Genomic DNA, 23306 nt, shown 5'->3' with positions numbered 1-23306 from the left:
CGCCTGCAACACTTTGAGGGTTATTCCTGTGGGGAACATGACGTCAGGAGACTATGTCCTGGTAACGGGCGCATCGGGTTTTCTCGGTTCGGCGGTAGCGCGGCAGGCGCTGGAGCGCGGGTTCCGGGTGCGCGCGATGGTACGCGCGGGCAGCCCGCGCCGCAACCTGGAGGACCTGCCGGTTGAGATCGCCGAGGGCGATATGCGCGATGCACGCGCCATGGAAAGTGCGTTGAAAGGCGTGCGCTATCTGTTTCATGTGGCGGCGGATTACCGCCTGTGGGCTCCGGATCCCGAGGAAATCGTACGCACCAATGTGGCCGGGACCGAAACCGTGATGGGCGCGGCACTCGCCTGCGGCGTGGAACGCGTGGTGTACACAAGCAGCGTGGCGACGTTGCGGGTAGCGGGCGCCACGGCGCCGGTGGCAGAAGACGCCGCCATGGGCGACCATGAGGCGATCGGTGCCTACAAGCGCAGCAAGGTGCTGGCCGAGCGCGTGGTGGAGCGCATGGTGGCCCGCGACGGCCTCGAGGCGGTGATCGTCAATCCCTCCACGCCGATCGGCCCGCGCGACGTGCGGCCGACGCCTACCGGCCGCATCATTGTCGAAGCCGCCAGCGGCAAGATCCCCGCCTTTGTCGATACTGGCCTCAATCTGGTGCATGTGGACGACGTGGCGGCCGGGCATATGCTGGCGCTGGAGCGCGGCGTGACCGGCGAGCGGTATATTCTTGGCGGGCAGGACGTCTCCCTGCAGCAGATGCTGGCCGACATTGCCGCCATGACCGGGCGGCGCCCGCCCACCATCAGCCTGCCGCGCTGGCCGCTTTACCCGCTCGCTTTCGCGGCGGAGGCGGTGGCGCGCATGACGGGCAAAGAGCCCTTCCTGACGGCCGATGGCCTGTCGATGTCGAAATACCGGATGTTCTTCAGTTCGGAAAAAGCCCGCCAGGTGCTTGGCTACCAGGCACGGCCCTACCAGCAAGGCCTGGGCGAGGCGCTCGACTGGTTCCGTACCGCCGGCTACCTGCGCTGAAACTGGCTGGCGGCGCAGGCGCGCTGCCAGCCTCCGGCCCGCTGCCGTCAGCCGCGCTGCGGCGCTTGCGCACGGCCTTTCCACTGCCCGCCCTTGCGCAGCCAGTAGCGGCGCGCGGAATCGATGGTGGCGCCAAGGTAGAACAAGGCCGTCAGCGGCAGCAGCGGCGCCAGCCAGAGGGGCTGGCGGTATTCGCGCAGCATGGGCATGTAGGCCAGCGTCATGGCCAGCCAGGCCGCCCATGCCGGCCATAGCCGCAGGCCGCCGCCAAGCGCCAGCAGGGGTGGCGCCAGGTAGGTCAGCACCATGCCAGCCACGGCGCCGGCCAGCAACAGCGGCGAGTAGCGCAGCTGGGTGTAGGCGCTGCGCGCGATCATGTCCCACAGGCTGCGCCAGTCATCGTAGGGGCGCACCGAGATGCTGTCGTCGGCGAGGTCCAGGCGGATTGAGCCGCCTTGCTTGATACAGGCTGCCAGGCTGCAGTCGTCGATCAGTTCGCCGCGGATCGCGGCAAATCCGCCGATGCGGGCCAGCGCGCTGCGCCGCGCCAGCATGCAGCCGCCGGCGGCCGCGGCCACGCCGCTGCGCGGGTTGTTGACGCGCGCGAACGGGTAGAGCTTGGCAAAAAAGAACACAAAGGCCGGGACGATCATGCGCTCCCACCAGGATGCGCAGCGCAGCCGCACCATCAATGAAACCAGGTCCCGCTGCTCGCATTCCGCGCGCGCCACCTGCTGCGCCAGCACACCGTGGCCGTGATGGATGTCGGCATCCGTCAGCCACACCCAGGTGGCCGCGGGAGCCAGCCTGTCAGCGGCTTCCAGGCCTTCCGACTGCGCCCAAACCTTGCCGCTCCAGCCGGGTGGCAGCTCGCGCGCCGTGATCACCGCAAGCGATTCCGCCTTGCCCAGCGCAGCCGCGGCGCTGCGTGCAATGTCGGCGGTACCGTCGGTGCTATGGTCGTCCACCACCATCAGCCGCAGGGGCGCGGGATAGGACTGACCCAGCACGCTGGTCACCGCGCCGCCGATGACGGCCGCCTCGTTGCGTGCCGGGATGATGGCGACCACTTCCGGCCATTGCGCCGGGGCGGGCGCGGGGCCGGGCTTGCGCACCCGCCAGAAGCCGGCGCGGCCAGCCAGCAGCACGCACCAGATGGCGAGGGGGATCAGGGACAACAGGAACATCTCAAAAGGCTCCAGAACAGCTTCAGGTGGGTCAAGGTGCGCTCAGCGCAGAAAGCGGCGGGCAAGCCGGGCCAGCTTGGGAACGGTCTCCGGCCGCAACAGGCGCGGATCGTAACCCGCCATGCGGCGTTCGTTCTCGGCCAGGCAAAGATCGATCATCTCGCGCGCGGACAAGGTCTCGGCGATCGCTGCCGTACTGTTCATCGGGAAATTGGCGTCCTTGGCCATGCCATCGGCATCGATGCCGCGCGCAATGCCAACGCGCTCCCAGATCAGGAAAGCCCACACCCGCATCACCTTGAGCGCGTACAGGGGGCGCCGCCACCAGGGCAGGCTGCGGCGGTACCAGGCGGCCCAGTTGACGAAAAACAGGATGTGCCGGCCTTCCTCCTGGATGACGGGTTCGAAGGTTTCGACCAGTTCGGCGGGAAAGAAGCCCGAGCGCCTGGCCGCGGCGAACAGTCCGAACGCGGCAAAGCTGTCGATACACTCGCTGTAGCCGGTCACCAGCCAGCCCCATTCGGCGTCGGCGGGGGGCAGGTACTCGGGTTCAGGCGCCAGCGCGATGCCATATGCCTCGACCAGTTTCGATAGCACCACCTTGTGCCGCGCCTCCTCTGCGCCGTCCATCTCAAGCGCGCTGCGCAGCAGCGGCTCGGCCACGGTATTGGCGAAGGACTGCACACGGATGGACGCGCGTCCCTCGGTCTGCACCGCGATATCCCAGATCGGCAGGGACGTCACCCGGTGCAAGGCGTCGGGGTCGAGGCTCGGCCAGTCGATGACGGCCGGTTTATAGGGGTTGTGGGTTTGCAGCAGCATGTTGCAGAACATGCGCAAGTGCCGGGGCGAGCCAATGCGGACCGGCCCGGGTTCGGGATCGGTCCAGTTGCGCATGGCATGGTCGGCCTGGTCGATCGCGGCCTTCGCGATGGTCGCTGCGACGGCGGTTGCGCGCGCTTCGGCGCTCGGCTTTTCGGATCTGCTGGGCGCCGCAAGTGCGTCTGACATCCCGCTCCCCCCTGGCTGTGGATGGTTTGGGGGTCATTCTAGCTTGGCCGACGCGCCCGCGCGTGCCGGACAAGCATCACGGCGCGGCGGGCGGGGACAGGGCTGGCCCTAGCCCTGGTACTGCACCGGCGAACGGGACTGCATGCCCAGCCGGTAATACAGCAAGGTCAGCAGGATCAGCCAGGCCGGGCCCACGTACAGCGCGATGCGCGTATCCGGGAAGTACGCCATCAGCGCGACCACCAGCCCCAGGAAGGCCAGCGCCACCCAGGAGCCATAGGGCCAGAACGGCATGCGGAAGGCGAGCTTGCTGCGTTCCGCCGAGGACAGGCCGCGGCGGAAGTTCATCTGCGTGACCAGGATCACGGCCCAGGTCCAGATGGCGCCGAAGGTGGAGATCGAGGTGACCCAGACGAACACCTTCTCGGGGACCAGGTAGTTCAGCAGCACGCCGCACAACAATGCGGCAATCGAAACGAGCAGGGCGCGGCGCGGCACGCCGTTGCGGTCCGTCACGGCAAAGGCGCGCGGCGCCTGGCCTTGCTGTGCCAGGTTGTAGAGCATGCGGCCCGTGCTGAAGATGCCGCCGTTGCAGGAGGACAGCGCGGCGGTCAGCACCACGAAGTTGATGATGCCGGCGGCGGTCTTGATGCCGAGGCGTTCGAACGTCATCACGAAGGGGCTGCCCTGCGTGCCGATTTCGTTCCAGGGGTAGATGGCGAGGATCACGAACAGCGCGCCCACGTAGAAGATCAGGATGCGCCAAAACACCGAGTTGATGGCGCCTGGGATCGATTTCCGCGGGTTTTTCGCCTCACCGGCGGTCAGGCCGATCATCTCCACGCCGAGGTAGGCGAACATCACCATCTGCAGCGACATCAGCACGCCGGAAGCGCCGTTCGGCATGAAGCCGCCATGGGTCCACAGGTTGGAAATGCCGATCGCCACGCCGCCATTGCCAAAGCCAGCCACGATCATGCCGGTGCCGCCGATCAGCATCAGCACGATGGTGACGATCTTGATCATGGCGAACCAGAACTCGAATTCGCCGTAGGCCTTGACCGCCAGCAGGTTGACCGAGCCCATCGCGGCCAGCGCCGCCAGCGCCCAGATCCAGCGGGGCACGTCGGGGAACCAGATGCCCATGTAGATGGCGACAGCGGTGATTTCGGCGATGCAGGTCACCAGCCACAGGAACCAGTAGTTCCAGCCCGTCAGGTAGCCGGCCAACGGCCCCATATAGTCCTGCGCGTAGCGGCAGAAGGAACCTGCCACCGGGTTGTGCACGGCCATTTCGCCGAGCGCGCGCATGATCAGGAAGATCATGGCGCCGCCGATGATATAGGCCAGCATGATGGCCGGCCCGGCCATCTTGATGGCGCTCGCCGAGCCCAGGAACAGGCCCACGCCAATGGCCGAGCCCAGCGCCATCAGCCGGATCTGGCGTTCGCCAAGGCCGCGGTGCAGCGCTTCTCCGTTTTCACTCATCTCTTGTCTCCGATCGGTAATTGTCCGGAATCGCCCCTTTTGGGAGCGGTCCGGGTGCGCCTCCTGGCTTCCGTGGACAAGTCGCGCAGATGGTGCGGACAAGGCCGGCGCCGCATCTTCATAGGGGATGCCTGGTGGGCATGTCCTACTGAAAACTGGCCTTCCGGCGCAATTGTTTGCCTTTTAAGACAAGCATTGGCTGGAAAGCAAGCAGTCCGATGCGGTGCTATTGGACGGAAGTGGCGAGCAGATTAAAGACAATCGACCAGCATTTGTTTTTGAAATTTATATGAATAGCAGGAAAAAATGCTGAAATGGCTCCGGCGGGGTGGAAGTGCGGCGCGGCCGGGACACATCGTGTGGGGTCGCGCGGCGGCGGAGCGGCTAGCGGCGGCGCGATGCGCGGGCGGCGATACGCTCGGGCCCGAGGCCGGCGCGCCATGCGCCCGGCGGCATGCCAAAGCGCTGGGTGAAGCTGCGGGTAAAGGTGGTCTGGTCGGGAAAGCCGAGCGTCAGCGAAATATCCGCCAGCGCCTGGCTCCGGTCGGCCAGCAGGCGCGTGGCCTGGTCCAGCCGCATGCGTGTCTGGTAACGATGCGGCGTATCGCCAAAGGCGTCGCGGAACAGGGTGTGGAAACGCCTTACGCTCCAGCCGAAATGTGCCGCAAGCTGGCTGGCGCGCACAGGTGCCTCCAGATGCTGGCGCAGGTAGGCGTCGATTTCCGCCAGGGGGAAATGCGCCGGCCGGACACGGCCATCCACGCCGAGCGCTTGCGCGAGGTCGGAGGCAAGCGTGGCCGCCAACTGCCAGTGATGCTGGCGCGAGCCGGCCTGGCTCGTGCCTTGCTGCAGCATGGCCACGCGCCGCACGCCGGCGCTCCAGGCGTCGGTGACGGCAAACGCCCTCACACGGTCCGTCAGTGCCGCCGGCAACGCGAGCGAACCGGGCGGAACGTCCAGCACCAGTTGCCGGTTGTTCCCCAGCCCGAGGAAATCGTGGCACTCGCCGGCAGGTACGATCAGCCCGCTACGGGGATCGAGCCGGTGCAGGTGTCCGCCGATTTCCAACTCGCAGGCACCGTCCAGGCCGAACAGTACCTGGTAATAGTCATGGCGATGCCGCTCTGGCTCCGGCTGGTAGACGCGAGTCTCCACCAGCGGAGCCGGCAGGCTCGCCGGTATTGCCGGCAAGGCGCGCTTATCGGGCGGCGACATGGCCGGTTTTCCCAATGGCGTCGCCGCGCTTGCCGCCCTGGCCGGTCTGGCACAGCCAGACCCCAAGTCCGGCAACGATCAGGCCGAGCAATTGCAGGGGCCCGAGCCGGTCGCCAAACAGCCCCCAGGCCTGCAACGCGGCCAGCGGCGGAGCGAGGAACATCAGCGAGGCCGCCTTGGCGGCCTGGCCGCGCCTGACGATGCGCAGCAACAGGTAGGTGCCCAGGCCCGACAGCACCAGGGTGGCCCACGCCAGCGCGGACCACAGCGCCAGGCCCGGCTGCCAGTGCGTCTCGCCCAGCATCCAGGCCAGCGCGCCGGCCACCAGTGCGCCGCCCACGTTCTGCCACGCCGAGCTGGCACGCAGGTCGGCGGCGGCAATCGAGGTTTTTTGCAGGATCGTGCCCATGGTGATGGAGAGGATGGAAAGCCCCGCCACCAGCACCACCCACGGCGATACCGGGCTGGGCGCGCTGGCCAGGGTGGCCGGGGCCACTACCAATACTACGCCCAGCGAGCCCAGCGCAAGTCCGCCCCAGCCCCGGCGGGACGGGAATTCTCCCAGCAGCGGGATCGCCAGCAGCGCCGTCAGCAGCGGCTGCAAGGCGCCGAGCAAGGCCATGGCCGATGGCGCCAGGCCATGTGCAATGGCCCAGTAACCGCCACCCAGGTAGCTGCCGTGCAACAGGCCGCCGGCCAGCAAGTGTTTCGGCACATCGCGCAGTGCCGGCCAGCGCGCGCCGCCGGCCAGGGCTACGCCGGTGAACAGCAGGGCCGCCAGCGAGAAGCGGGCCAGCAGGAAGAGGCTGGGCTGCGCCACCGGCACGATCGCACGGCCCACGATGAAGCCGGTCGACCAGATCAGCACGAAGGCGAGGCTGGACAGCCAGATGGCGCTGGGTGGAACGGTGTGACGGGGTGACGGCATGGCGTATTGGGGTTTTGGGCGCGCGCGGCGCGGGCAGGGCGGACAACAATGGGCTGCAGGTTAGTAGCCGGATACCGTGCTGTCTTGGCGAATCCGGCAACGCGCGCCGCTGTGCGGCCGACCGGCCTCGGCTTCGGTTTATAGTTGGCCTTCGCCCCGGCCGGCCACATCATGGCCGTTGCAACGTCTTGCGCTGCGCCTGACGCTGTTTCCCGCGCAAGGCAGCCCAGGATTCGTCAATCTACAGCCCCCTTTCTCCATGTCCGAACTCTTGCTGGAACGCGTACTCCTTACGAACGATGACGGCATCGACGCCCCCGGCCTGGCCGTGCTCGAGGCCGTGGCCGCCAAGCTGGCGCGCGAGGTCTGGGTGGTCGCGCCCGAGCACGACCAGAGCGGGACCTCGCACTCGCTGAGCCTGCACTCGCCGTTGCGCATCAGCCAGCAGGGCGAACGCCGCTTTGGCGTGTCCGGCACGCCGGGCGACTGTGTCGTCATGGCCGCGCGGCACCTGATGGCCGATGCCCCGCCGAGCCTGGTCCTGTCGGGCATCAACCGCGGCGCCAACCTTGGGCTCGAAACCGTGTTCTCAGGCACCGTAGGCGCCGCCATGACCGGCGTATTGCTGGGCATCCCGGCGATCGCGCTGAGCCAGGCCTTTACCGATCGCAATGCGGTGCGCTGGGAAACTGCGGGCGAGCTGGCCCCTGAGGTGATCCGCCGCCTGCTTGCGGCAGGCTGGAACCAGCAGGCCTGCCTGAACGTCAACTTCCCCGATGTGGTACCCGAGTCGGCCGGCCCGCTGACGGTGACGCGCCAGGGCGTCGGCCTGGTCAAGGATCTCGCCGTCAGGGCGCATGTCGACCCGCGCGGGATCCCGTATCACTGGCTGCAGTTCTCTCGCGGCCCGCGCCCCGACGCCGAGGACAGCGAGGCCGTCGTGATCGGCCGCGGCGGCATCTCCGTCACGCCGCTGCGCTTCGAGCGCACCGACGAGGAGGCGGCGGCGGAACTGGCGGGGCGCCTGTGATGGCGCCGGGCCTTGATCGCTGGACCCAGGCGCAGGCCGCGACGTTCGGATAGCGCCCGGCGATGGGGGGCGGCCTTCAGCGCGGGGCCCGCTGCAGGCGCCGCCGAACGCGAGTCGCCGGCGCGCGCGTCAGGGCTCGTCCACGACAGGGTTGGAAAGCACGCCGATGCCATCGATCTCAATCTCGATCTTGTCGCCGGGCTTCATGAACACCGGCGGCGTGCGCGGATAGCCCACGCCGGCGGGCGTGCCCATGGCGATCACGTCGCCCGGCTCCAGGGTCAGGCATTCCGTCAGCAGGGCAATGGTTTCCGCCACGTCCCAGATCATGTGCCTGGTGTTGGAATCCTGCATGACCTGCCCGTTCAGGCGGGACTGAATGCGCAGGCCGGCGGCGCCCGCCGGCAATGCGTCCGGTGTCACGATCCACGGCCCGAACGCCCCGGTGGCATCGAAATTCTTGCCGATCGTCCACTGCGCCGTCTTGCGCTGGTAATCGCGCAGCGACGCATCGTTGAAGCAGGCGTATCCGGCCACGCAGTTCAGCGCATCGGTGCGGCTGGCATGCCGCACCCGCTTGCCGATGACGACCGCGAGTTCCGCTTCATAGTCGAGTTTGTCGGAGCAGCGCGGGCGCTGGATCGGGGCTTCCGTCGCCAGCAGGGACGTGGCGCCGCGGAAGAAAAAGGCCGGGTATTCCGGTTTCGCATTCCCGCCTTCCGCGGCGTGATCGTAGTAATTCAGGCCAAGGCAGATGATCTTGCCCGGCCTTGCCAGCGGGGTCAGCAGCCGCACCGCGGCAAGCGGCAGGCGCCTTGCCCCCGCCAGGGATTCGGACAGGCGGCCTCGCGCCGCATCGGGCAGCGCGAACCACTCGCTCCAGTCCGCGACACCCGCCACGGTCTCGACGATCTCCGCACCGTCCACCACCCCGAGGCAGATCTTCCCCTCGAATTCATATCTTGCCAGCCGCATCGCACACTCCATCCAGGTTTCGAACATCGCAAAATATCGATATTTATTAATATGCTATTAAATATCGATATTTTTTGAGATTAGGGTTTACATCAGGGCCGCACGTATCAACGCGTGACGAAAATCGATAAAATCTCCCGATGCGCACCATGTCACCGTCACTTCCCGAAACCGCAGCCACCGGAGCCAGGACGCCGGCCGTCACGGTTGCCAGCTCCGTCTATGAACGATTGCGGGATGACCTCCTCACGGGTGGCATCGAGCCGGGTGTCAAGCTGCGTATCGAAACCATCTGCGAGCGCTACGCCGCCGGCAACACGCCAGTGCGCGAAGCGCTGAGCCGGCTGGCCGCGGAAGGGCTGGTAGTGCGCCACGACCAGCGCGGCTTCACGGCCGCTCCGGTGGACCTCGACGAGCTCGAAGCGCTCACGCGCACCCGCGCCGACATCGACCAGATGGCGCTGAAAGACGCGATGGCGCATCCGTCGACGCAATGGGAAGAGCAGATCGTGCTGGCCTTGCACCGGCTCTCGCGAACCCCGCGCTCGGCACAGGACGATACCTACGTACCCAACCGGGAGTGGGAGCGGCTGCACCGCGAGTTCCATCGCAGCCTGATCGCGAATTGCCGCTCCCGCTGGCTCCGGCAATTCAGCGAGGAGCTTGCCGACCAGGCCTATCGATACAGGCAATGCTCGATCCGCAATGCCTATGGCGTGCGGGATGTGCATGCGGAGCATGCGGCTGTGGCTGAAGCGGTATTGGCCGGGGATGTTGAGCGGGCAGTGTCATTGCTGACGCGGCACTACTGGCAGACGGCGGAATTTATTCAGGCGGCTGTCGGGCGGGATGACTAGACGGTGCTTTGGCGTTGCAGCATGTCTTTGCGATGCGCTTTAACATTTCATTTTTCCTGGCCGTAAACTCAGCGCAACAGGGCGAGTCCTTTGCCCATATCGCTGACAGGGCGTACCTGCCAGCGCTTTGGGAAAATTGGCGCCCGCCATTCCGAAGTTTCCTCCTTCATTCGCGAGCAATCTCTTTCAACTCATTCCGACGCTGGTCTGATAGTGGCTTCTTCCCTTATGGCATCGCCTGCTATCGAAACGCTTCTGGTGTCGCTCCGCCATTCTCCCTTATGCATATCCCGGCTCATGTGCGTGTGGCCTGCGTGCTCGGACTCGTCGCGTCGCTTGCGATGCTGTGCCGGCCAGTCGGCGAGCTTTCATCTGGGGCGTTGCTGGTAGGCGATTTTGGCAATGCGCTGGGTGAGAGCATCGCGGGTAGCAATTCCAGCAGCAGGACCAGCCGGTAGCAGGCGTTGGAGCATGCACAGGGCAACGTGACGAGCTTCGGCAGCGTCTATGGCAATGCCGATGGCCCGAGCTAACCGAGGCGGTGCGGGGAGAACGCGCATAGCCGGCGCAGTGCTGGCATGGCGGTTCGGCGCGGCCCGTTTCCTGGCAACTTCTGGCGTCTGTCTGATAGCATCCTCAATCCGAGCGCGTTCTGGTGGTCGGCGTGACGCCGTTACGCCGTTACGCCAAAAGGGTCGCTCCTTCGATTGAGCTGATTTCCTCTGCTCCTTGCCGACGAAAGCACACACATTGACAGCGAGATGGATCTCGATTGGAAGCAACGTACGCAGCAATATGTCCAGGCCCGGCGCCAGCATCCAGCCTGGCAATTGCTCGCGGCGCGCAGTTCACCGCTGGTGCTGAGCTGTCTGCAGACGCTGTTCGAGAAGAGTCACGACGGGATCGTCTTCGAAGAGGCTCAGCAGGCCTTGGCGACACTGCTGGAGCAGCATGCCAATAGCGACGAATTCGGCGTCGAAGCTGACGACAGCGCGGCAGCAGCGCGCAAGGAATTGCGCGCCTGGATTCGGCGCGCGCTGGTGATCGAGCGGGAGGGGCGCCTGTATGCTACCGACGCACTGGAAGAAGCGCTGAGGTTCGTAACCGGACTCGACGGCCGGTTGATGACGTCAACCGCATCGCGCTTGTCCATCGTGCAGCGGGAGATCGAGAATCTGGAGTCAAGTCTGAATCCGGATCCGCGCAGCCGGGCCAGGCATTTGCAGCGCAAGATCGCCGATCTCGAAACCGAACTGGCCGCGGTCAACGCAGGTGAGGTCAAGGTCCTGAGCGATGTCGAGGCAGCCGAGGGAATTCGCGAGATATTCAACTTGGCGACCAGCTTGCGGGCGGATTTTCGGCGGGTGGAGGATTCGTATCGCGAGGCGGATCGTCGGCTGCGGCAATCGATTGTCAGCGAGCGCAACCACCGAGGCGAGATCGTCGACAAGTTGCTGAATAGCCACGATGGCCTGCTGCAGACGCCGGAAGGTCAAGTGTTTCATGGCTTCCAACAGCAGTTGGGGCGTTCGGCGGAGCTGGACGCAATGAAGCATCGTCTGCGTTCCATCATCAGGCATCCAGCTACCCGGTCTGCCTTGAATTCGCAGCAGCAAGGTGAATTGCGCTGGTTGATCATTCGCCTGGTGGACGAGTCGGCGGCGGTGATTCGCGCCAGGGCCCGTAGTGAGCGGGATGTCAAGGGCTTCCTCAAGACGGGCCTGGCGGCCGAGCATCATCGGGTTGGCGAACTGGTTAACGACATCCTGCAACAAGCCCTGGCGATGGACTGGGGCAGCGCTGCGGTACGCCGCCAGGCCGGCGCTTTGCCGCCGGTCGCCATCGCGGTGTCGGGGCTGCCACTGGTGGAGCGGCTTCGTTTCAAGGCCAGCGAGGACGATGAGCAACCGAGCCTCGAACTTGGCGCGCGAGGCGTGGATCCGACGCTGATCGATGACGATTTCTGGAATGCGTTCGATAGCCTCGACCGCCCGGCATTGATCAAGCGGACGTTGGCTCTGCTGGAGGAGACCGGGCAGGCCATGGGCATTGCCGAGCTGGCGCACCATCTGCCGCCGACCCATGATCTGGAGTCGATCGCGTTGTGGTTGAGTATGGCGAGAGAGGCCGATGCTCCGGTGCATCGGCAGCGCGAGAGCGTCGATGTGCTTGGCCGGGACGGGATTGCCCTGCGTTTTCAGGTGCCGCAGGTGGAGTTGGGTGCCGAGCACCTGCGTGACTTGGATATGGAGATATAGCATGGCGAGCATTTTCGATGCCTTGACCGCGGCGGATGAGCTTGCCGCAACGGGCGATTCGTCTTCGCGATACCGTGAGGAAGACGTTCCAGTGCCGTCCCCCGCGCAAGCCGGCGCGGAGAGCGGGCTTGCCATCACCCCGCGGCAGGTCAAGGATACCTGCCAGGAGTTGCTCAAGCTCGGGCTGCTGGAGGCGGCGAAAAAGCCCAATCTCTATCGCATCGCTACCACCCATGCCGCCGATATCGATCGCATCCTGGAGCCGCTGGACCTGGCGTTGAAGATCGACGATGTGCGAGGGTTGGCCTTTCTGGTGGTGGCACAACCTTTGTTTCTGGAGGCGGAGGACGAGTGGTCGCATCCTCTGGTGCGCCGCCAACGCTTGACACTCGAACAATCTTTGTTGGTGGCTTTGCTGCGCCAGCACTATGTGGCGCATGAACAGGAAGGCGGGATCGGGGCCGGGGATGCCCAGGTGGCACTGGAAGATCTGCTGCCGCAATTGCAGTTGTACCTGGGTAATCTGGGCAGCGATGCGCGCGAGCAGCAGCGTTTGCGCACCTTGCTGGAGAAGCTCAAGCCGCATGGCATTGTTTCCGAAGTTGATCCGCACGACCAGGTCGCCATCCGGCCCATCATCGTGCATCTTGCCAATCCCGAGAACCTGCAAAGCCTGTTGCAGGCCTTTAAGCATGCGGCGCAGCCTGCGGGCGCTGGCGACGGCGGCGTATCGAACGATCCGGAGGACGCCGCATGACGCCTCCCCAGGCAGGGCATCCGTCAATCGAGGAGTTGCTGCCTTCCGCGGCCTATGTGCTCACGCATATTGACGTCTACAACTGGGGGCCGTTTGGCGGACGGCACCATGCCGAGATCGATATCGAGGGTACCGCCATCATCGGGCAAACCGGTAGTGGCAAGACGACGCTGGTCGATGCTCTGATGACATTGATCGCGGCTCAGCCGCGCTACAACCTGGCATCCACCGGCGGACACGAGAGCGATCGCGATCTGGTGTCCTATGTACGCGGCGTCTCCGGCGCGGGACGTGCTGGCGATACCGACCATATCGCCCGGCCGGGCAAAACCGTGTCGGCCATCGCCGCGAGCTTTGGCAACGGCAACGTGCGTTTGACCATCGCAGGCATCTTTACGCTGGAGGGTAGTAGTTCGGCGGCGGCCGACCTTGACAGGATCTGGTTGATCTCCCGGCAGGAGCGGCAAGGGCTCGATGAGTGGCTCGAAGCACACCACGCTGGCGGCAAGCGCGCACTGAAGCAGCTAGGGCGGGAGCTTGCCGATCTGCAGGTTTTCGAGAACAAGAAGGCCTATGTCGCGCAACTGCGCCGTTTCTTCGAGGTGGGTGAGAACGCCTTCACCTTGCTGAACCGTGCTGCCGGTCTCAAGCAGCTGAACAGCATCGACGAGCTGTTTCGCGAACTGGTGCTCGATGACCGTACGGCGTTCCAGCGCGCCGCGGAAGTGGCGTCCGAGTTCGACGATCTGGCCGCGATCCACCAGGAACTGGAGATTGCGCGCAGGCAGCGGGAGTCCCTGCTTCCGGTCGAGAAGGGGTGGCAGTCGCGCAGCGAGTACCGGCAACAACAGGAGATTCAGCTCGACCTGATCGCCATGCTGCCGATCTGCTATGCGCTTCGCGCGCACCAGCTCTGGGGGGACCGGGCGATCTATCTTGAGCGGCAGATCGAACTGTGCGCGCAACGCATCGAGGCGCTGGCCACCGAAGCTGCCGGCCAGGAGGCCGAGGAACAACAACTGCGCGATCTGTACCTGCAGAGCGGCGGAAGCAGTGTCGAACTACTGGAAGCCCAGATCGCGCTGCAGCGCAAGCACCGCGAGACCCTGCAGCGACATGCGCAGGACTATCTGCGCCTGACGAAGTCCCTCGGACTCGATGGGGCGCTCACGCTGGATGCCTTCGACGCGAATCAATCGCAGGCTGGCCAACTGAAGATGCAGGGGGAAGAGGGGCTAGCCGAGCAGGAGAGCAAGGTGTTTTCGTTGGGGGCGAACGTGGCGGCCAGCGAGAAGGTGGTCTCCGAACTGGAGACATCCCTGGCGCAGGCGCAGGCACGGCCGGGCTCCAATATCCCGGGACCGTACCAGCAGTTCAGGAATGAACTAGCCGCACACCTGGACCTGGCTGAAGCTGCATTGCCGTTCGTGGCGGAGTTGGTTGAAGTACAGGCAAAACAGGCTCAATGGCGCGGCGCCATCGAGCGCGCGCTCGGTGGGCACCGCCTGCGTCTGATGGTGCCGCCGGAGGCGATGAGCGCGGCGCTTTCCTGGGTGAATGGGCGCGACAACCGGTTGCATGTTCGCTTGCTGGAGGTCCAGGTGCCGACGCAGGCTGTGGCGTTCTACGCGGACGGTTTCACGCAGAAGCTGAATTTCAAGGGCCATGACTACAGGGAGGCAGTGCAGCAATTCCTGGCAAACATCGATCGGCATTGCGTGGCCTCCCCCGAGACGTTGAAACTTACGCCGCATGGCATGACGGCCCAGGGCCTGATGTCAGGCAAGAGCGGCTTTTTTGAGAAGCAGGACAAGACGCCCTTGAACCAGGGGTGGATGACCGGCTTCGACAACAAGGACAGCCTGGCCGCGCTCCAGCAGCAGTTGCAGGATGCTGCTTCGGCGCGAAAGGGGTTCCAGGCACTGTTCGAGGCGGCGAGGGCCGATGTGAGCGCACGGCGCGCTCGCGTGGGACTGCTGGAGCGGCTGCTAAGTGTCCAGTTCCAGGATATCGATCTGCCGGAAGCTGAGCGCGCGTTGGCCAGTTCGCTCAAGCGCCTGGCTGGCTTGGCGGACCCGGCATCGGATACCGCCAAGGCAAAACGGGATTGGGAATCCGCCAAGACGAAGTTGACCAGGACAAACGAGGCGCGCGAGAACAGCCGCGTCGTCCAGGCCGGCTTGCGCCGGGATCGCGAGACGGCGCTGACGCAGCGCGAGCGTGCCTACCGGCGAAGCGGCGATGGGCTAGACGCGCAACAGCAGGTACTGGCAAAGCAGCATTTCGACTTATCCGATGTGCAGCAGGTCGACGCGTTGGAAGAGCATGAGACTGAGGCGGAAGGGCGGTTGCGTGGGCAGCTTCGAAAGATTGCCGAAGCCCTTGTTCGTTGCGAGAAGGATTTGGTCCGCGCCATGGGACAAGCCTTGGGCGAGGATACCGGCGCCTTGTCCGACGTCGGCTCCGAACTGGAGGACGTGCCGCAATACCTGGCGCGCTTGAAGATGCTGAACGAAGAGGCGCTGCCAGAGAAGCTGCAGCGCTTCCTGAACTACCTCAACCAGTCCTCCGACCAGGGCGTAACCCAGTTGCTTGGCAGTATCGAGAACGAAGTGGCGATCATTGAGGAACGTATCGAAGATCTAAACAACACCATGCGTCGAGTGGATTTCCAGTCAGGGCGCTACCTGCGGCTGGATCCGCGCCGGGTGGTACACGAGAGCTTGAAAACGCTGCAGCAGGCTCAGCGCTCCTTGCGCTCGGCCGCGTTGCAAGATGATCAAGGCGAAAGCCATTTCAGAGCCCTGGCGCATGTGGTTACGCTGCTGCGCGATGCCAGCGAGCGCCGGACTACGGTTGGCGCGCGAGCGCTGCTGGATCCACGCTATCGCCTGCAGTTTGCCGTGTCGGTGATCGAACGCGGCACGGGCGCGGTCGTGGAAACCCGCACCGGTTCGCAGGGCGGAAGCGGCGGCGAGAAGGAAATCATCGCCAGCTATATCCTGACCGCCTCGCTGAGCTATGCCCTGTGCCCGGATGGCGGGAGCAAGCCGCTATTCGGCACTATCGTGCTGGACGAAGCTTTCTCGAAAAGCTCGCAGGCCGTGGCCGGGCGGATTATTTCGGCGTTGCGGGAGTTCGGCCTGCATCCGCTGTTCGTCACGCCGAACAAGGAAATGCGCCTGCTGCGCGCGCACACCCGCTCCGCGATCCTGATTCACCGCAGAGGGCAGCAGGCCACCATGACATCGCTGAGCTGGGAAGAACTGGATGTGCTCGCCCGCTCTAGACAAAGCAGCCAAGATGAAGTCACCGGATGAATTGGCAGCGAAGCTGGCCAGGCATTGGCAATCCGCCGATGTGCGCATGGCTCGCTTGCTCCAGGCCGATAGCTGGCCGCTTATCTTGCCCATAGGCAGACCGAGCGCCAGGGCCTTTGCCGATGAGACTGGGCTGGTCAGGCAGCATGTGCAGCGCTGGCGCCAGATACAAGTCGGAAAGGTTGTCTGGCAGGCCGTGGCCTACCGAGCCGGCGATGCACCAGTCGAACTGCCGCTGAGCTGGGAATTGCGCACGCCTTCGGAATGGGTCGCGGCCACCGGGGACGCGGCGATCCAGGCGGAATACCGGGTGCTGGGCCAGTTGGTGCAGGCTGTCGATCCGCTCTTCCGCGCCTTGATTCTGCGCCAACGCCGCCTGGCGGTAGACCGCCCGGCGGGCGAAGTCGCCAAGACGAGCCAGGTCGCACTGGCCCTGGTGCCAGGCTGCGCCGGGGGACGTCCGCTGCGGGCGTTGACCGTTTGCAATATTGACAGCAAGTTCATCGAACGCAATCGCGCCTTATTGATCCAGATGCTCGATGTGCGGTTTGATGGAATGGCGACCGAAGTCGGGCTGGAGTCCTTCCTGGATGCGGCCGATGACAGCGATAATTGGCTCCTGTTGGTGCCGCTGGCGCCAGGACTGCTGCCGTTTCGCCTGCAGCGTGTGCGTGTCAGTGAACTTGGCCTGTTGCCGGAGGCCGTCAGCCATATCCTGATCGTGGAGAATGAGCGCTGCCTGCATCAATTGCCGGCGTTGGCGGGTACCGTCGCCGTCCTCGGGGCAGGCTTGAACCTCGGCTGGATGCAGGCCCAATGGTTAGCGCACAAGCATGTCGCTTATTGGGGCGACATGGATACATGGGGGCTGACGATGCTAGCCAGGGCACGGCAGGCCCTGGCTAGCGTGGCCGCGGTGCAGATGGATCGGGCCTGCTTTGATCAATACGCTGCGTCGTTGGCGGTAGCGGAGCCTGTGCCTGCCAGTATCGAGACGCCCGAGGGACTGAGCGTCGCTGAGGGGGATTTTTACCAGTATTTGCACAGGCAGGAGCGAGGGCGCCTCGAGCAGGAGTTCTTGCCGCCCGAGCCGGTCGCCGCGGCCCTGCGTGCGTGGCACGGTGGAGCGCCGGGTTGACGCCTGCGCGGCCAGTTCAGGCCGTTCAAGCCGCCCCGGAAAATGGCGCTTCGGCAAACGGATTGCAGATACGCAATCCCTGTTCAATCAGCATGCCATCCTGCATATCCTCGGAATACAGGATCTTGCAGTCGGACAGCAGGGCCGCTGCAACGATCATCGCATCGTAGACGCTGAATCCGTAGCGTTCGGCGATTTGCCTTCCTTTGTCATGCGTTCCAAGTGTGAGCGCCTCTACCGGGCACAGGGACTGAATCAGTGTCACGACTTCGTTCACCTCGGTCCATGGCATCGCCAGCTTGCGGCGCGCCACGCTGGTGATTTCGTTCAACACCTGCACGCTGATCCTGCCGCCGGCCTGGACGATGGCTTCGGCACGATCCGCCTTTTCCGCATCGGCGGACAACAGGTACAGCAGCACGTTGCTATCGATGAACGCCTTATGATCGGGCATTGATATCGTCCCGGTCAAACTTGAAATCGGCCGGCAGGCGGCCCCGGAACTGCCTTAGTTTCGCCAGGTAGGCGGCGCTGCCGGACTTCTTCCGGACCTGGAATACCCGTTCGTCGGCGATCACGACTTCAATGTCGTCGCCTTCATGCAGTTCCAGTGCCGCCACTACCGTGGCGGGCAGGCGGATGGCCAGGCTATTGCCCCATTTGCAGACTTGCATGCTTGGCTTCTCCTGAAGAAATTGCGGAAGATATACGTTTTAAATGTATATCGTTCAGTGCGTGCCATCAAGAGGAGCAGGCCGATGTGTGCCGCTTATGGCATTTTCTGAGCCGGCATCCATCCGATGTGCTCATCGCGGCCGTCTTGCGGCACTGCGTTGCTCGTTTGATAATTTCGCCTGCCCAGGCAATTTCATCAAACCGGTTTTGAATGTACTCCCTAGACGACCTGCGACTTTTTGTCCGCACCGCCGAACTTGAAAACCTCTCCGCCGCCGCCCGCGAGCTGGGCCGTACCGCGGCCACGGCCAGTGCGGCGTTGATCCGGCTTGAGCAGCGCCTGAGCGCGCGCTTGTTCGCCCGCACCACCCGCCGCATGCGCCTGACCGAGGAGGGGCGCGTGTTCCTGGAGGCCGCACGCAAGGCACTGGCGGCGTTGGAGGAGGGCGAGGGCGCGCTGGCGGAACAGCGAGAGGAACTCGCAGGGCCGCTGCGATTGTCGGCGCCGGCGGACCTCGGGCGCACCTTGCTGCGAGGCTGGCTGGACGATTTCCTGCTGGCGCATCCGCAGCTTTCGCTTGAGTTGTCCATCGGCGATACGCTCGCCGATCTTTATCGCAGCAACGTCGACCTGGCCGTGCGGGTGGGCTGGCTGGAGGATTCGGGGCTGGTGCGCCGGCAGCTTGCCTTGACGCGGCGCGTTGCGGTGGCCGCGCCGGGGTATCTCAAGCGCTGCGGTACACCGGCTTCGCCCGACGCGCTGGCGCAGCACCAGATGCTGTGCCTGGCACCGGGTGGCCAGGCGCGCATGCGCTGGCCGTTCCGTTCGCGCCAGACGAGGGTGGAGGTGGAAGCCAACGGGCGGCGCACCAGCGATGATGGCGCCGTGGTGCGCGACTGGGCCCTGGCGGGCCACGGCATCGCGTTCAAAAGCTGGTTCGATGTGGCGGCCGACGTCAGTGCCGGCCGCCTGGTGCTCCTGTTTCCCGACTGGTACCAGGACAGCGTGCCGCTGCAACTGGTGTTCCTGCAAAGCCGGTTTCCGTCTTACCGGCAGCGCCGCCTGATCGAGTTCCTGCAGGCCCGCTTCGCGGCGTTCGACGCCGATTACCCGTTCCCTGCCTAGCCCGCGGCGACACGCTTCGCGCGCAACGGGCGCGCAACCATTTACATCATGGCGTGCCATACCCGGCCGGTGCCTGCTTGCGCCTGTCTGCGCCCGCTCTCGCTCTCACCTGAATGACATCAATACAAGACATTCGGCCATTAGACATATGGCTTTCATATAAGACATGGACAATGCGTCTCACCGCTACGGGTGCGGTTCATGGCGTTTCCCGCATGGTTGCCCGCGGGCGGTGGCAGACCGCCTCATCCATCCATAAGACAGAGAAAATCCAGTGAAGAAAGCTCTCCTTGCAATGACTGCCGCAGCAGCAGCTGCAGCATCCGGCGCAGCGTTCGCCCAAACCGCGTCCGGCGTCACGCTGTACGGCATCGCCGACGTCGGCATTGAAGTCATCAACCACATGCCTGCCGCCGGCTCCGCGGGCGGCACGGTCACGCGCATGAACTCCGGCAACTTGTCCGGCTCGCGCTGGGGCCTGCGCGGCACCGAAGACCTGGGCGGCGGCCTGAAGGGTATCTTCGTGCTGGAAAGCGGCTTCGATATCGACTCCGGCACGTCCGGCCAGGGCAACCGCCTGTTTGGCCGCCAGTCTTATGTCGGCCTGCAGGGCAATTTCGGCGCCGTCACGCTGGGCCGCCAGCAGAACTCGCTGTATGACCTGTTCGGTGCCTATGATCCGATGGCCGTCGGCCCGCGTTACTCGCTCAACAGCGTCGATTCGCAGTTCAACGGCCGTGCGGACAACGCCATCAAGTACACCGGCAAGTTCGGCGGCCTGACCGCTACCGGCTTCTACAGCACCGGGCGCGATGCCACCGTGGCCAATGGCAGCGAAGTGCCGGGCGAAAGCAAGGTCGGCCGCAACTACGGCGCGGGCCTGGCCTACGCAGCGGGTGGCTTCTCGGTCGGCGCCGCCTATGACCAGTTCCAGGGTTCTTCCGTCGCATTGAAGGATCGCAGCGCCAAGCGCGCCGCCATTGGCGCGGCTTATGCCTTTGGCGATGCCAAGGTGTTTGCCGGCTATCGCTGGCTGCGTGACGATGGCACGGCAAGCGCCACGGCCGCCGTCACCCGCAGCAATGTGTACTGGACCGGCGCGCAGTACAAGTTCACCCCCGCCTTGCAACTGACGGGCGCGGCCTACTACACCGACATGAAGGACAGCGACGCGGATCCGTGGATGTTCGTGCTGTCGGCCGACTACTCGCTGTCAAAGCGCACCGACGCCTACCTGAACGTGGGTTATGTGAAGAACAAGTCCGGCTCCACGCTGGGCCTGAACGGCAGCGGCACGGCATTGCCGGGCGCGAACCAGACCGGCGCCACCGTCGGCATGCGTCACCGCTTCTGAGCGGAGCGCATGCGCGGTTGCCGGGGGCGCCGCGCTGACCGGCGGCTCCTTCCTGGGGAGGATGCCGCCAATCATCATATCGACCTTGCCTTGCCGCGAGGATCGTTGGGCCGGTTGATCGACTGGCCTTTTTTCTCTGCTTCGCCGAAGCGGGTGAGGTGCTGAAGGCTGCCGTCGCCGTAGACGCGCTCCACCCTGGATACCACGACGTGATAGCCGTCATACCATTTGCGGTACTGGCGCTTCGCGTCCAGGTGCCGCGGGTCGGTGGCGAAGGCACGCAGGGCTTCCTGGTCCCGCCAGTAGTAGCTGGCGTTGACCAGCTTGCCGTCCGGCGAGCGCCATGACTCGGCGCCCAGAAACCCGGGGCTGGCGGCCGCCACTTCGTCGATGACCGCGCTCAATCGCCTGAATTCCTCGTCGGTCTCGCCTGGCTTGTAGATAAAGGCTGCGATGTACATCTCATGCTCTCCGTTGCTGGTTTGCTTGGGGATGGGGCTGTCGGCCTAGGACGCCCTCGGCATGGCGATCAGCCTTAGCGCCAGCAGCGCCAGCACCACCGCCAGCCCGTACTTCTGGAAGATGGCGGCGCGCGGATTGCGGCTCAGGAAACGGCGCGCCGAGCCGCCGGCCGCGCCCAGCAGCGCGTGAAAGACGGTGCTGATCAGCGTCAGCACGCAGCCAAGGACAACCAGTTGCCTGGCTACGTTCCCCTTGGCCGGGTCGACGAACTGCGGCAGGAAGACCATGAAGAACAGCAGGGCTTTCGGGTTCAACAGGCTGTTTAGCGTGGACCGGAAAAAAACGGATATCAACGAGGCTTGCTGTGCCACCGTGCCCAGCGGCGCAAGGGGGCGGCGCAGCGCCTTGCAGGCCATCCACAGCAGGTATAAGGCGCCGGCGTAGCGGATGAGGTCGAAGGCGGGCGGCCACGCGGCGATGACGGCAGTGATGCCGGTGGCGGTCAGGACGGTCAGCACAAGGTCCGCCGCCGCGATGCCCAGCGCCGCGGCGGTGCCGCCGCCTGCTCCGTAGGTGATGCCGTGCGCCATGACAAAGGCCATGTTTGGCCCGGGTGACAGCAGCAGGACCATCACTGCCGCGGCGAATACGGACAAGGTTGCGAGTTCGATCATGCCTGCAACTCCCCGGTGCTCGTGGAAGCCCGCCGGAGCCCTTTACGTTGATGAGGGTGGTAGCGTAATCTTTGTGTCTGGTACAAACAAAAAATTGTTCTAGATACAAAGACAAGGCAGAAAGCGGAAGGCAGAACGCAGAAGGCAGAGGATGATCCCCGCACCGACCCGGTACAAAACCATCATGGACGAGATCGCCGGCCGCATCCGCGAGGGGATGTTGCCGCCAGGCACGCAGCTGCCGACCGTTCGTGCCCTGATGAAGCAGCATGGCATCGCCCTGGCCACGGCTTCGCGCATCTACAAGGAACTGGAATCGATCGGACTCGTCGTCGGCGAGACGGGCCGGGGGACGTTCGTGCGGGACACGTCGCTGCCGCGCGGCCTGGGCATGGAGCAGCATCCCGCGCGCTTCGGCGCGGTGGATCTCACCTTCAACTATCCGTCCTTGCCGGGCCAGGCCGATATGCTCCGGGACGGCCTGCGCACCATCGCCGCCTCGGGCGATCTCGATGCGCTGCTTCACTCGGCGCCGCAGGGCGGGCGGCCGCACGAGCGGCAGACGGCGGCCCGGCACCTGCGCAACCGGGGTATCCGGGTGGGCGGCGATCAGGTGCTGATCGTCAACGGCGCGCAGCAGGGACTGGCCGTGACGGTGATGGCGCTGCTCAAGCCGGGCGATGTACTGGCCGTCGATGCGTTGACCTATCCGGGCATGAAGATGCTGGCTCAGGCGCATCGCCTCGATCTGGAGCCGGTGCCGCACACGGTTGGCGGCATGGACGTGGACAGGCTGGCCGCGCTTTGCAAGCGGCGTCCGGTACGCGCGGTCTACGCCATGCCCACGATGCACAATCCGCTGGGCACGGTGATGGCGGAGGCGGAACGCATCGGTCTGGCCGAACTGGCCGCGCGTCACGATTTCCTGATCATCGAGGACGGTGCGTATGCCTTCCTTGCCGAGCCGGCGCCAAAGCCGGTCTTTACCTACGCACCCATGCGGACGGTCTATGTATCGGGCCTGTCGAAGAGCGTGGCATCCGGCCTGCGCGTGGGGTTTGTCGCAGCCCCCGCCGCGCTGGTGCCGGCGATCGAGCGCGCCATCCGTGTCTCGACATGGAACACCCCGTCACTCACCGTGGCGCTTGGCTGCCATTGGATCGAAACCGGTCAGGTCGACGATCTGGAAGACCGGAAACGCAAGGACGCGCGGCTGCGCCAAAGCCTGGCGCGCCGCGTGCTGCGCGGCAGCGATATCGTGGCGCACCGCTCGTCCTACTATCTCTGGCTGACCTTGCCCGAGGACCTGCGCGCCGACCGCGTCGCCGCCGCGCTGGAGGGCGAAGGCGTCCTGGTGACAACCGCGGAGCCTTTCGCCGTTACGCCCAACGTGCCGCATGCGTTGCGGCTCGCCATTGGCTCCATCTCACATGAAGCCCTGGAAGACGCGCTGATGAAGGTGCGCCGGGCGGCGGCCGCTTAGCCGTTTAGCCGCCTAGCCGCCCGGCGCGGTTCGCCCTCACTCGATGACATCGCCCACCCAGACACGATCGAAGCTCGCCGCCGCTTCGTGCTGGATCTTGCGTACCGTCTCGGCATCGGCGGCCTCGTACTCGCAGACCATGCGCTTGCGGTCGGCAGCGATCAGGCTGCGTTTCCAGGTGACGTTGTAGAGGGCGAGGCAAGGGCGCTCGCGGTCGGCGACGATCTTCATATCTTCGTCGGATTGCGGGGTGGTGAAACTGCGCTCAACGATGATGCGTGACATGGCGGGCCTCCTGTCGGGGTGCGGAAAGTGCGGAAGTGCATGCA

At 65.1% G+C, this 23306-nt stretch carries 21 protein-coding genes; 10 read left to right on the top strand and 11 right to left on the bottom strand.

Going from position 1 to position 23306, the window contains the following annotated elements:
* Positions 1 to 37 precede the first annotated feature (37 nt).
* Positions 38 to 1039: a hopanoid-associated sugar epimerase gene (hpnA, locus tag AC1DS6_RS04505; protein ID WP_276285979.1), complete on the top strand. Its 1002-nt coding sequence runs from the start codon at positions 38 to 40 to the stop codon at positions 1037 to 1039.
* Positions 1040 to 1086: 47 nt separating this feature from the next.
* Here hpnA and AC1DS6_RS04500 read toward each other — a convergent pair whose 3' ends face one another.
* From AC1DS6_RS04500 to AC1DS6_RS04480, 5 genes are all read right to left on the bottom strand, one after another.
* Positions 1087 to 2226, bottom strand: a complete 1140-nt coding sequence (locus AC1DS6_RS04500; RefSeq protein WP_477102168.1) for a glycosyltransferase — start codon at positions 2224 to 2226, stop codon at positions 1087 to 1089.
* Between the two features lie 42 nt (positions 2227 to 2268).
* Entirely contained in the window at positions 2269 to 3237 is a 969-nt protein-coding gene (locus AC1DS6_RS04495; protein WP_441632380.1) for a ferritin-like domain-containing protein, read from the bottom strand.
* Positions 3238 to 3345: 108 nt separating this feature from the next.
* Positions 3346 to 4725 (bottom strand): amino acid permease, encoded by a 1380-nt coding sequence (locus AC1DS6_RS04490; RefSeq protein WP_441632378.1) that lies wholly within the window; start codon positions 4723 to 4725, stop codon positions 3346 to 3348.
* A 384-nt stretch (positions 4726 to 5109) separates the two neighbouring features.
* Positions 5110 to 5940: a helix-turn-helix transcriptional regulator gene (locus tag AC1DS6_RS04485; RefSeq protein ID WP_441632376.1), complete on the bottom strand. Its 831-nt coding sequence runs from the start codon at positions 5938 to 5940 to the stop codon at positions 5110 to 5112.
* On the bottom strand, positions 5924 to 6868 hold the full coding sequence (locus tag AC1DS6_RS04480) for a DMT family transporter (protein WP_441632374.1): 945 nt from the start codon (positions 6866 to 6868) through the stop codon (positions 5924 to 5926). The genes AC1DS6_RS04485 and AC1DS6_RS04480 overlap by 17 nt, the downstream gene beginning before the upstream one ends.
* A gap of 259 nt (positions 6869 to 7127) precedes the next feature.
* Between AC1DS6_RS04480 and surE the strand changes: the two genes are divergently transcribed.
* Positions 7128 to 7898 (top strand): 5'/3'-nucleotidase SurE, encoded by a 771-nt coding sequence (gene surE, locus AC1DS6_RS04475; RefSeq protein WP_441632372.1) that lies wholly within the window; start codon positions 7128 to 7130, stop codon positions 7896 to 7898.
* Between the two features lie 129 nt (positions 7899 to 8027).
* Here surE and AC1DS6_RS04470 read toward each other — a convergent pair whose 3' ends face one another.
* Positions 8028 to 8873, bottom strand: coding sequence for a fumarylacetoacetate hydrolase family protein (locus tag AC1DS6_RS04470; RefSeq protein ID WP_477102167.1), 846 nt, complete (start codon positions 8871 to 8873; stop codon positions 8028 to 8030).
* A gap of 149 nt (positions 8874 to 9022) precedes the next feature.
* Here AC1DS6_RS04470 and AC1DS6_RS04465 point away from each other — a divergent pair, with 149 nt between their 5' ends.
* The 5 genes from AC1DS6_RS04465 (at position 9023) to AC1DS6_RS04445 (ending at position 17203) form a co-directional block, all read left to right on the top strand.
* Entirely contained in the window at positions 9023 to 9730 is a 708-nt protein-coding gene (locus tag AC1DS6_RS04465) for a GntR family transcriptional regulator (protein WP_441632368.1), read from the top strand.
* Between the two features lie 761 nt (positions 9731 to 10491).
* Complete coding sequence (locus AC1DS6_RS04460) at positions 10492 to 11988, top strand: DUF3375 domain-containing protein (protein ID WP_477102166.1); 1497 nt, start codon at positions 10492 to 10494, stop codon at positions 11986 to 11988.
* Positions 11989 to 12157: 169 nt separating this feature from the next.
* The gene (locus AC1DS6_RS04455) at positions 12158 to 12745 is read left to right on the top strand and encodes a DUF4194 domain-containing protein (protein WP_477102165.1); all 588 of its coding nucleotides are present in this window, start codon (positions 12158 to 12160) and stop codon (positions 12743 to 12745) included.
* Positions 12742 to 16065: an ATP-binding protein gene (locus AC1DS6_RS04450; RefSeq protein WP_477102164.1), complete on the top strand. Its 3324-nt coding sequence runs from the start codon at positions 12742 to 12744 to the stop codon at positions 16063 to 16065. Before AC1DS6_RS04455 ends, AC1DS6_RS04450 begins: the two co-directional genes overlap by 4 nt.
* Positions 16049 to 17203, top strand: a complete 1155-nt coding sequence (locus tag AC1DS6_RS04445) for a Wadjet anti-phage system protein JetD domain-containing protein (protein WP_477102163.1) — start codon at positions 16049 to 16051, stop codon at positions 17201 to 17203. Before AC1DS6_RS04450 ends, AC1DS6_RS04445 begins: the two co-directional genes overlap by 17 nt.
* A gap of 25 nt (positions 17204 to 17228) precedes the next feature.
* On the opposite strand, the gene AC1DS6_RS04440 is transcribed toward AC1DS6_RS04445, so the two are convergent.
* Entirely contained in the window at positions 17229 to 17657 is a 429-nt protein-coding gene (locus AC1DS6_RS04440) for a PIN domain-containing protein (RefSeq protein WP_477102209.1), read from the bottom strand.
* Positions 17644 to 17877 (bottom strand): AbrB/MazE/SpoVT family DNA-binding domain-containing protein, encoded by a 234-nt coding sequence (locus AC1DS6_RS04435; protein WP_477102162.1) that lies wholly within the window; start codon positions 17875 to 17877, stop codon positions 17644 to 17646. Before AC1DS6_RS04435 ends, AC1DS6_RS04440 begins: the two co-directional genes overlap by 14 nt.
* Before the next feature lie 212 nt (positions 17878 to 18089).
* Here AC1DS6_RS04435 and AC1DS6_RS04430 point away from each other — a divergent pair, with 212 nt between their 5' ends.
* Both AC1DS6_RS04430 and AC1DS6_RS04425 read left to right on the top strand, forming a co-directional pair.
* Complete coding sequence (locus AC1DS6_RS04430; RefSeq protein ID WP_441632366.1) at positions 18090 to 19004, top strand: LysR family transcriptional regulator; 915 nt, start codon at positions 18090 to 18092, stop codon at positions 19002 to 19004.
* Positions 19005 to 19278: 274 nt separating this feature from the next.
* Complete coding sequence (locus AC1DS6_RS04425; RefSeq protein ID WP_441632364.1) at positions 19279 to 20358, top strand: porin; 1080 nt, start codon at positions 19279 to 19281, stop codon at positions 20356 to 20358.
* Positions 20359 to 20432: 74 nt separating this feature from the next.
* Here AC1DS6_RS04425 and AC1DS6_RS04420 read toward each other — a convergent pair whose 3' ends face one another.
* Both AC1DS6_RS04420 and AC1DS6_RS04415 read right to left on the bottom strand, forming a co-directional pair.
* Entirely contained in the window at positions 20433 to 20819 is a 387-nt protein-coding gene (locus AC1DS6_RS04420; protein ID WP_441632362.1) for an antibiotic biosynthesis monooxygenase family protein, read from the bottom strand.
* A 45-nt stretch (positions 20820 to 20864) separates the two neighbouring features.
* Positions 20865 to 21494: a LysE family translocator gene (locus AC1DS6_RS04415; protein WP_441632360.1), complete on the bottom strand. Its 630-nt coding sequence runs from the start codon at positions 21492 to 21494 to the stop codon at positions 20865 to 20867.
* A 184-nt stretch (positions 21495 to 21678) separates the two neighbouring features.
* On the opposite strand from AC1DS6_RS04415, the gene AC1DS6_RS04410 reads away from it, so the two are divergent.
* On the top strand, positions 21679 to 22977 hold the full coding sequence (locus tag AC1DS6_RS04410; RefSeq protein WP_477102161.1) for an aminotransferase-like domain-containing protein: 1299 nt from the start codon (positions 21679 to 21681) through the stop codon (positions 22975 to 22977).
* A gap of 36 nt (positions 22978 to 23013) precedes the next feature.
* Here AC1DS6_RS04410 and AC1DS6_RS04405 read toward each other — a convergent pair whose 3' ends face one another.
* A complete protein-coding gene (locus tag AC1DS6_RS04405; protein WP_441632356.1) occupies positions 23014 to 23262 on the bottom strand; it encodes a nickel-binding protein in 249 nt (82 codons plus the stop codon).
* Between the last annotated feature and the right edge of the window lie 44 nt (positions 23263 to 23306).

This window comes from Cupriavidus sp. 05L310 (assembly GCF_056398185.1).
Note: the sequence above shows the minus strand (reverse complement) of the source record. Positions and strands in the feature narration are given on the sequence as shown.

Bases quoted from the DNA above. Each gene is read 5' to 3' on its own strand.
- hpnA (WP_276285979.1), top strand. From the start codon at position 38: ATGACGTCAGGAGACTATGTCCTGGTAACGGGCGCATCGGGTTTTCTC.
- AC1DS6_RS04500 (WP_477102168.1), bottom strand. From the start codon at position 2,226: ATGTTCCTGTTGTCCCTGATCCCCCTCGCCATCTGGTGCGTGCTGCTG.
- AC1DS6_RS04495 (WP_441632380.1), bottom strand. From the start codon at position 3,237: ATGTCAGACGCACTTGCGGCGCCCAGCAGATCCGAAAAGCCGAGCGCC.
- AC1DS6_RS04490 (WP_441632378.1), bottom strand. From the start codon at position 4,725: ATGAGTGAAAACGGAGAAGCGCTGCACCGCGGCCTTGGCGAACGCCAG.
- AC1DS6_RS04485 (WP_441632376.1), bottom strand. From the start codon at position 5,940: ATGTCGCCGCCCGATAAGCGCGCCTTGCCGGCAATACCGGCGAGCCTG.
- AC1DS6_RS04480 (WP_441632374.1), bottom strand. From the start codon at position 6,868: ATGCCGTCACCCCGTCACACCGTTCCACCCAGCGCCATCTGGCTGTCC.
- surE (WP_441632372.1), top strand. From the start codon at position 7,128: ATGTCCGAACTCTTGCTGGAACGCGTACTCCTTACGAACGATGACGGC.
- AC1DS6_RS04470 (WP_477102167.1), bottom strand. From the start codon at position 8,873: ATGCGGCTGGCAAGATATGAATTCGAGGGGAAGATCTGCCTCGGGGTG.
- AC1DS6_RS04465 (WP_441632368.1), top strand. From the start codon at position 9,023: ATGTCACCGTCACTTCCCGAAACCGCAGCCACCGGAGCCAGGACGCCG.
- AC1DS6_RS04460 (WP_477102166.1), top strand. From the start codon at position 10,492: ATGGATCTCGATTGGAAGCAACGTACGCAGCAATATGTCCAGGCCCGG.
- AC1DS6_RS04450 (WP_477102164.1), top strand. From the start codon at position 12,742: ATGACGCCTCCCCAGGCAGGGCATCCGTCAATCGAGGAGTTGCTGCCT.
- AC1DS6_RS04445 (WP_477102163.1), top strand. From the start codon at position 16,049: ATGAAGTCACCGGATGAATTGGCAGCGAAGCTGGCCAGGCATTGGCAA.
- AC1DS6_RS04440 (WP_477102209.1), bottom strand. From the start codon at position 17,657: ATGCCCGATCATAAGGCGTTCATCGATAGCAACGTGCTGCTGTACCTG.
- AC1DS6_RS04435 (WP_477102162.1), bottom strand. From the start codon at position 17,877: ATGCAAGTCTGCAAATGGGGCAATAGCCTGGCCATCCGCCTGCCCGCC.
- AC1DS6_RS04430 (WP_441632366.1), top strand. From the start codon at position 18,090: ATGTACTCCCTAGACGACCTGCGACTTTTTGTCCGCACCGCCGAACTT.
- AC1DS6_RS04420 (WP_441632362.1), bottom strand. From the start codon at position 20,819: ATGTACATCGCAGCCTTTATCTACAAGCCAGGCGAGACCGACGAGGAA.
- AC1DS6_RS04415 (WP_441632360.1), bottom strand. From the start codon at position 21,494: ATGATCGAACTCGCAACCTTGTCCGTATTCGCCGCGGCAGTGATGGTC.
- AC1DS6_RS04410 (WP_477102161.1), top strand. From the start codon at position 21,679: ATGGACGAGATCGCCGGCCGCATCCGCGAGGGGATGTTGCCGCCAGGC.
- AC1DS6_RS04405 (WP_441632356.1), bottom strand. From the start codon at position 23,262: ATGTCACGCATCATCGTTGAGCGCAGTTTCACCACCCCGCAATCCGAC.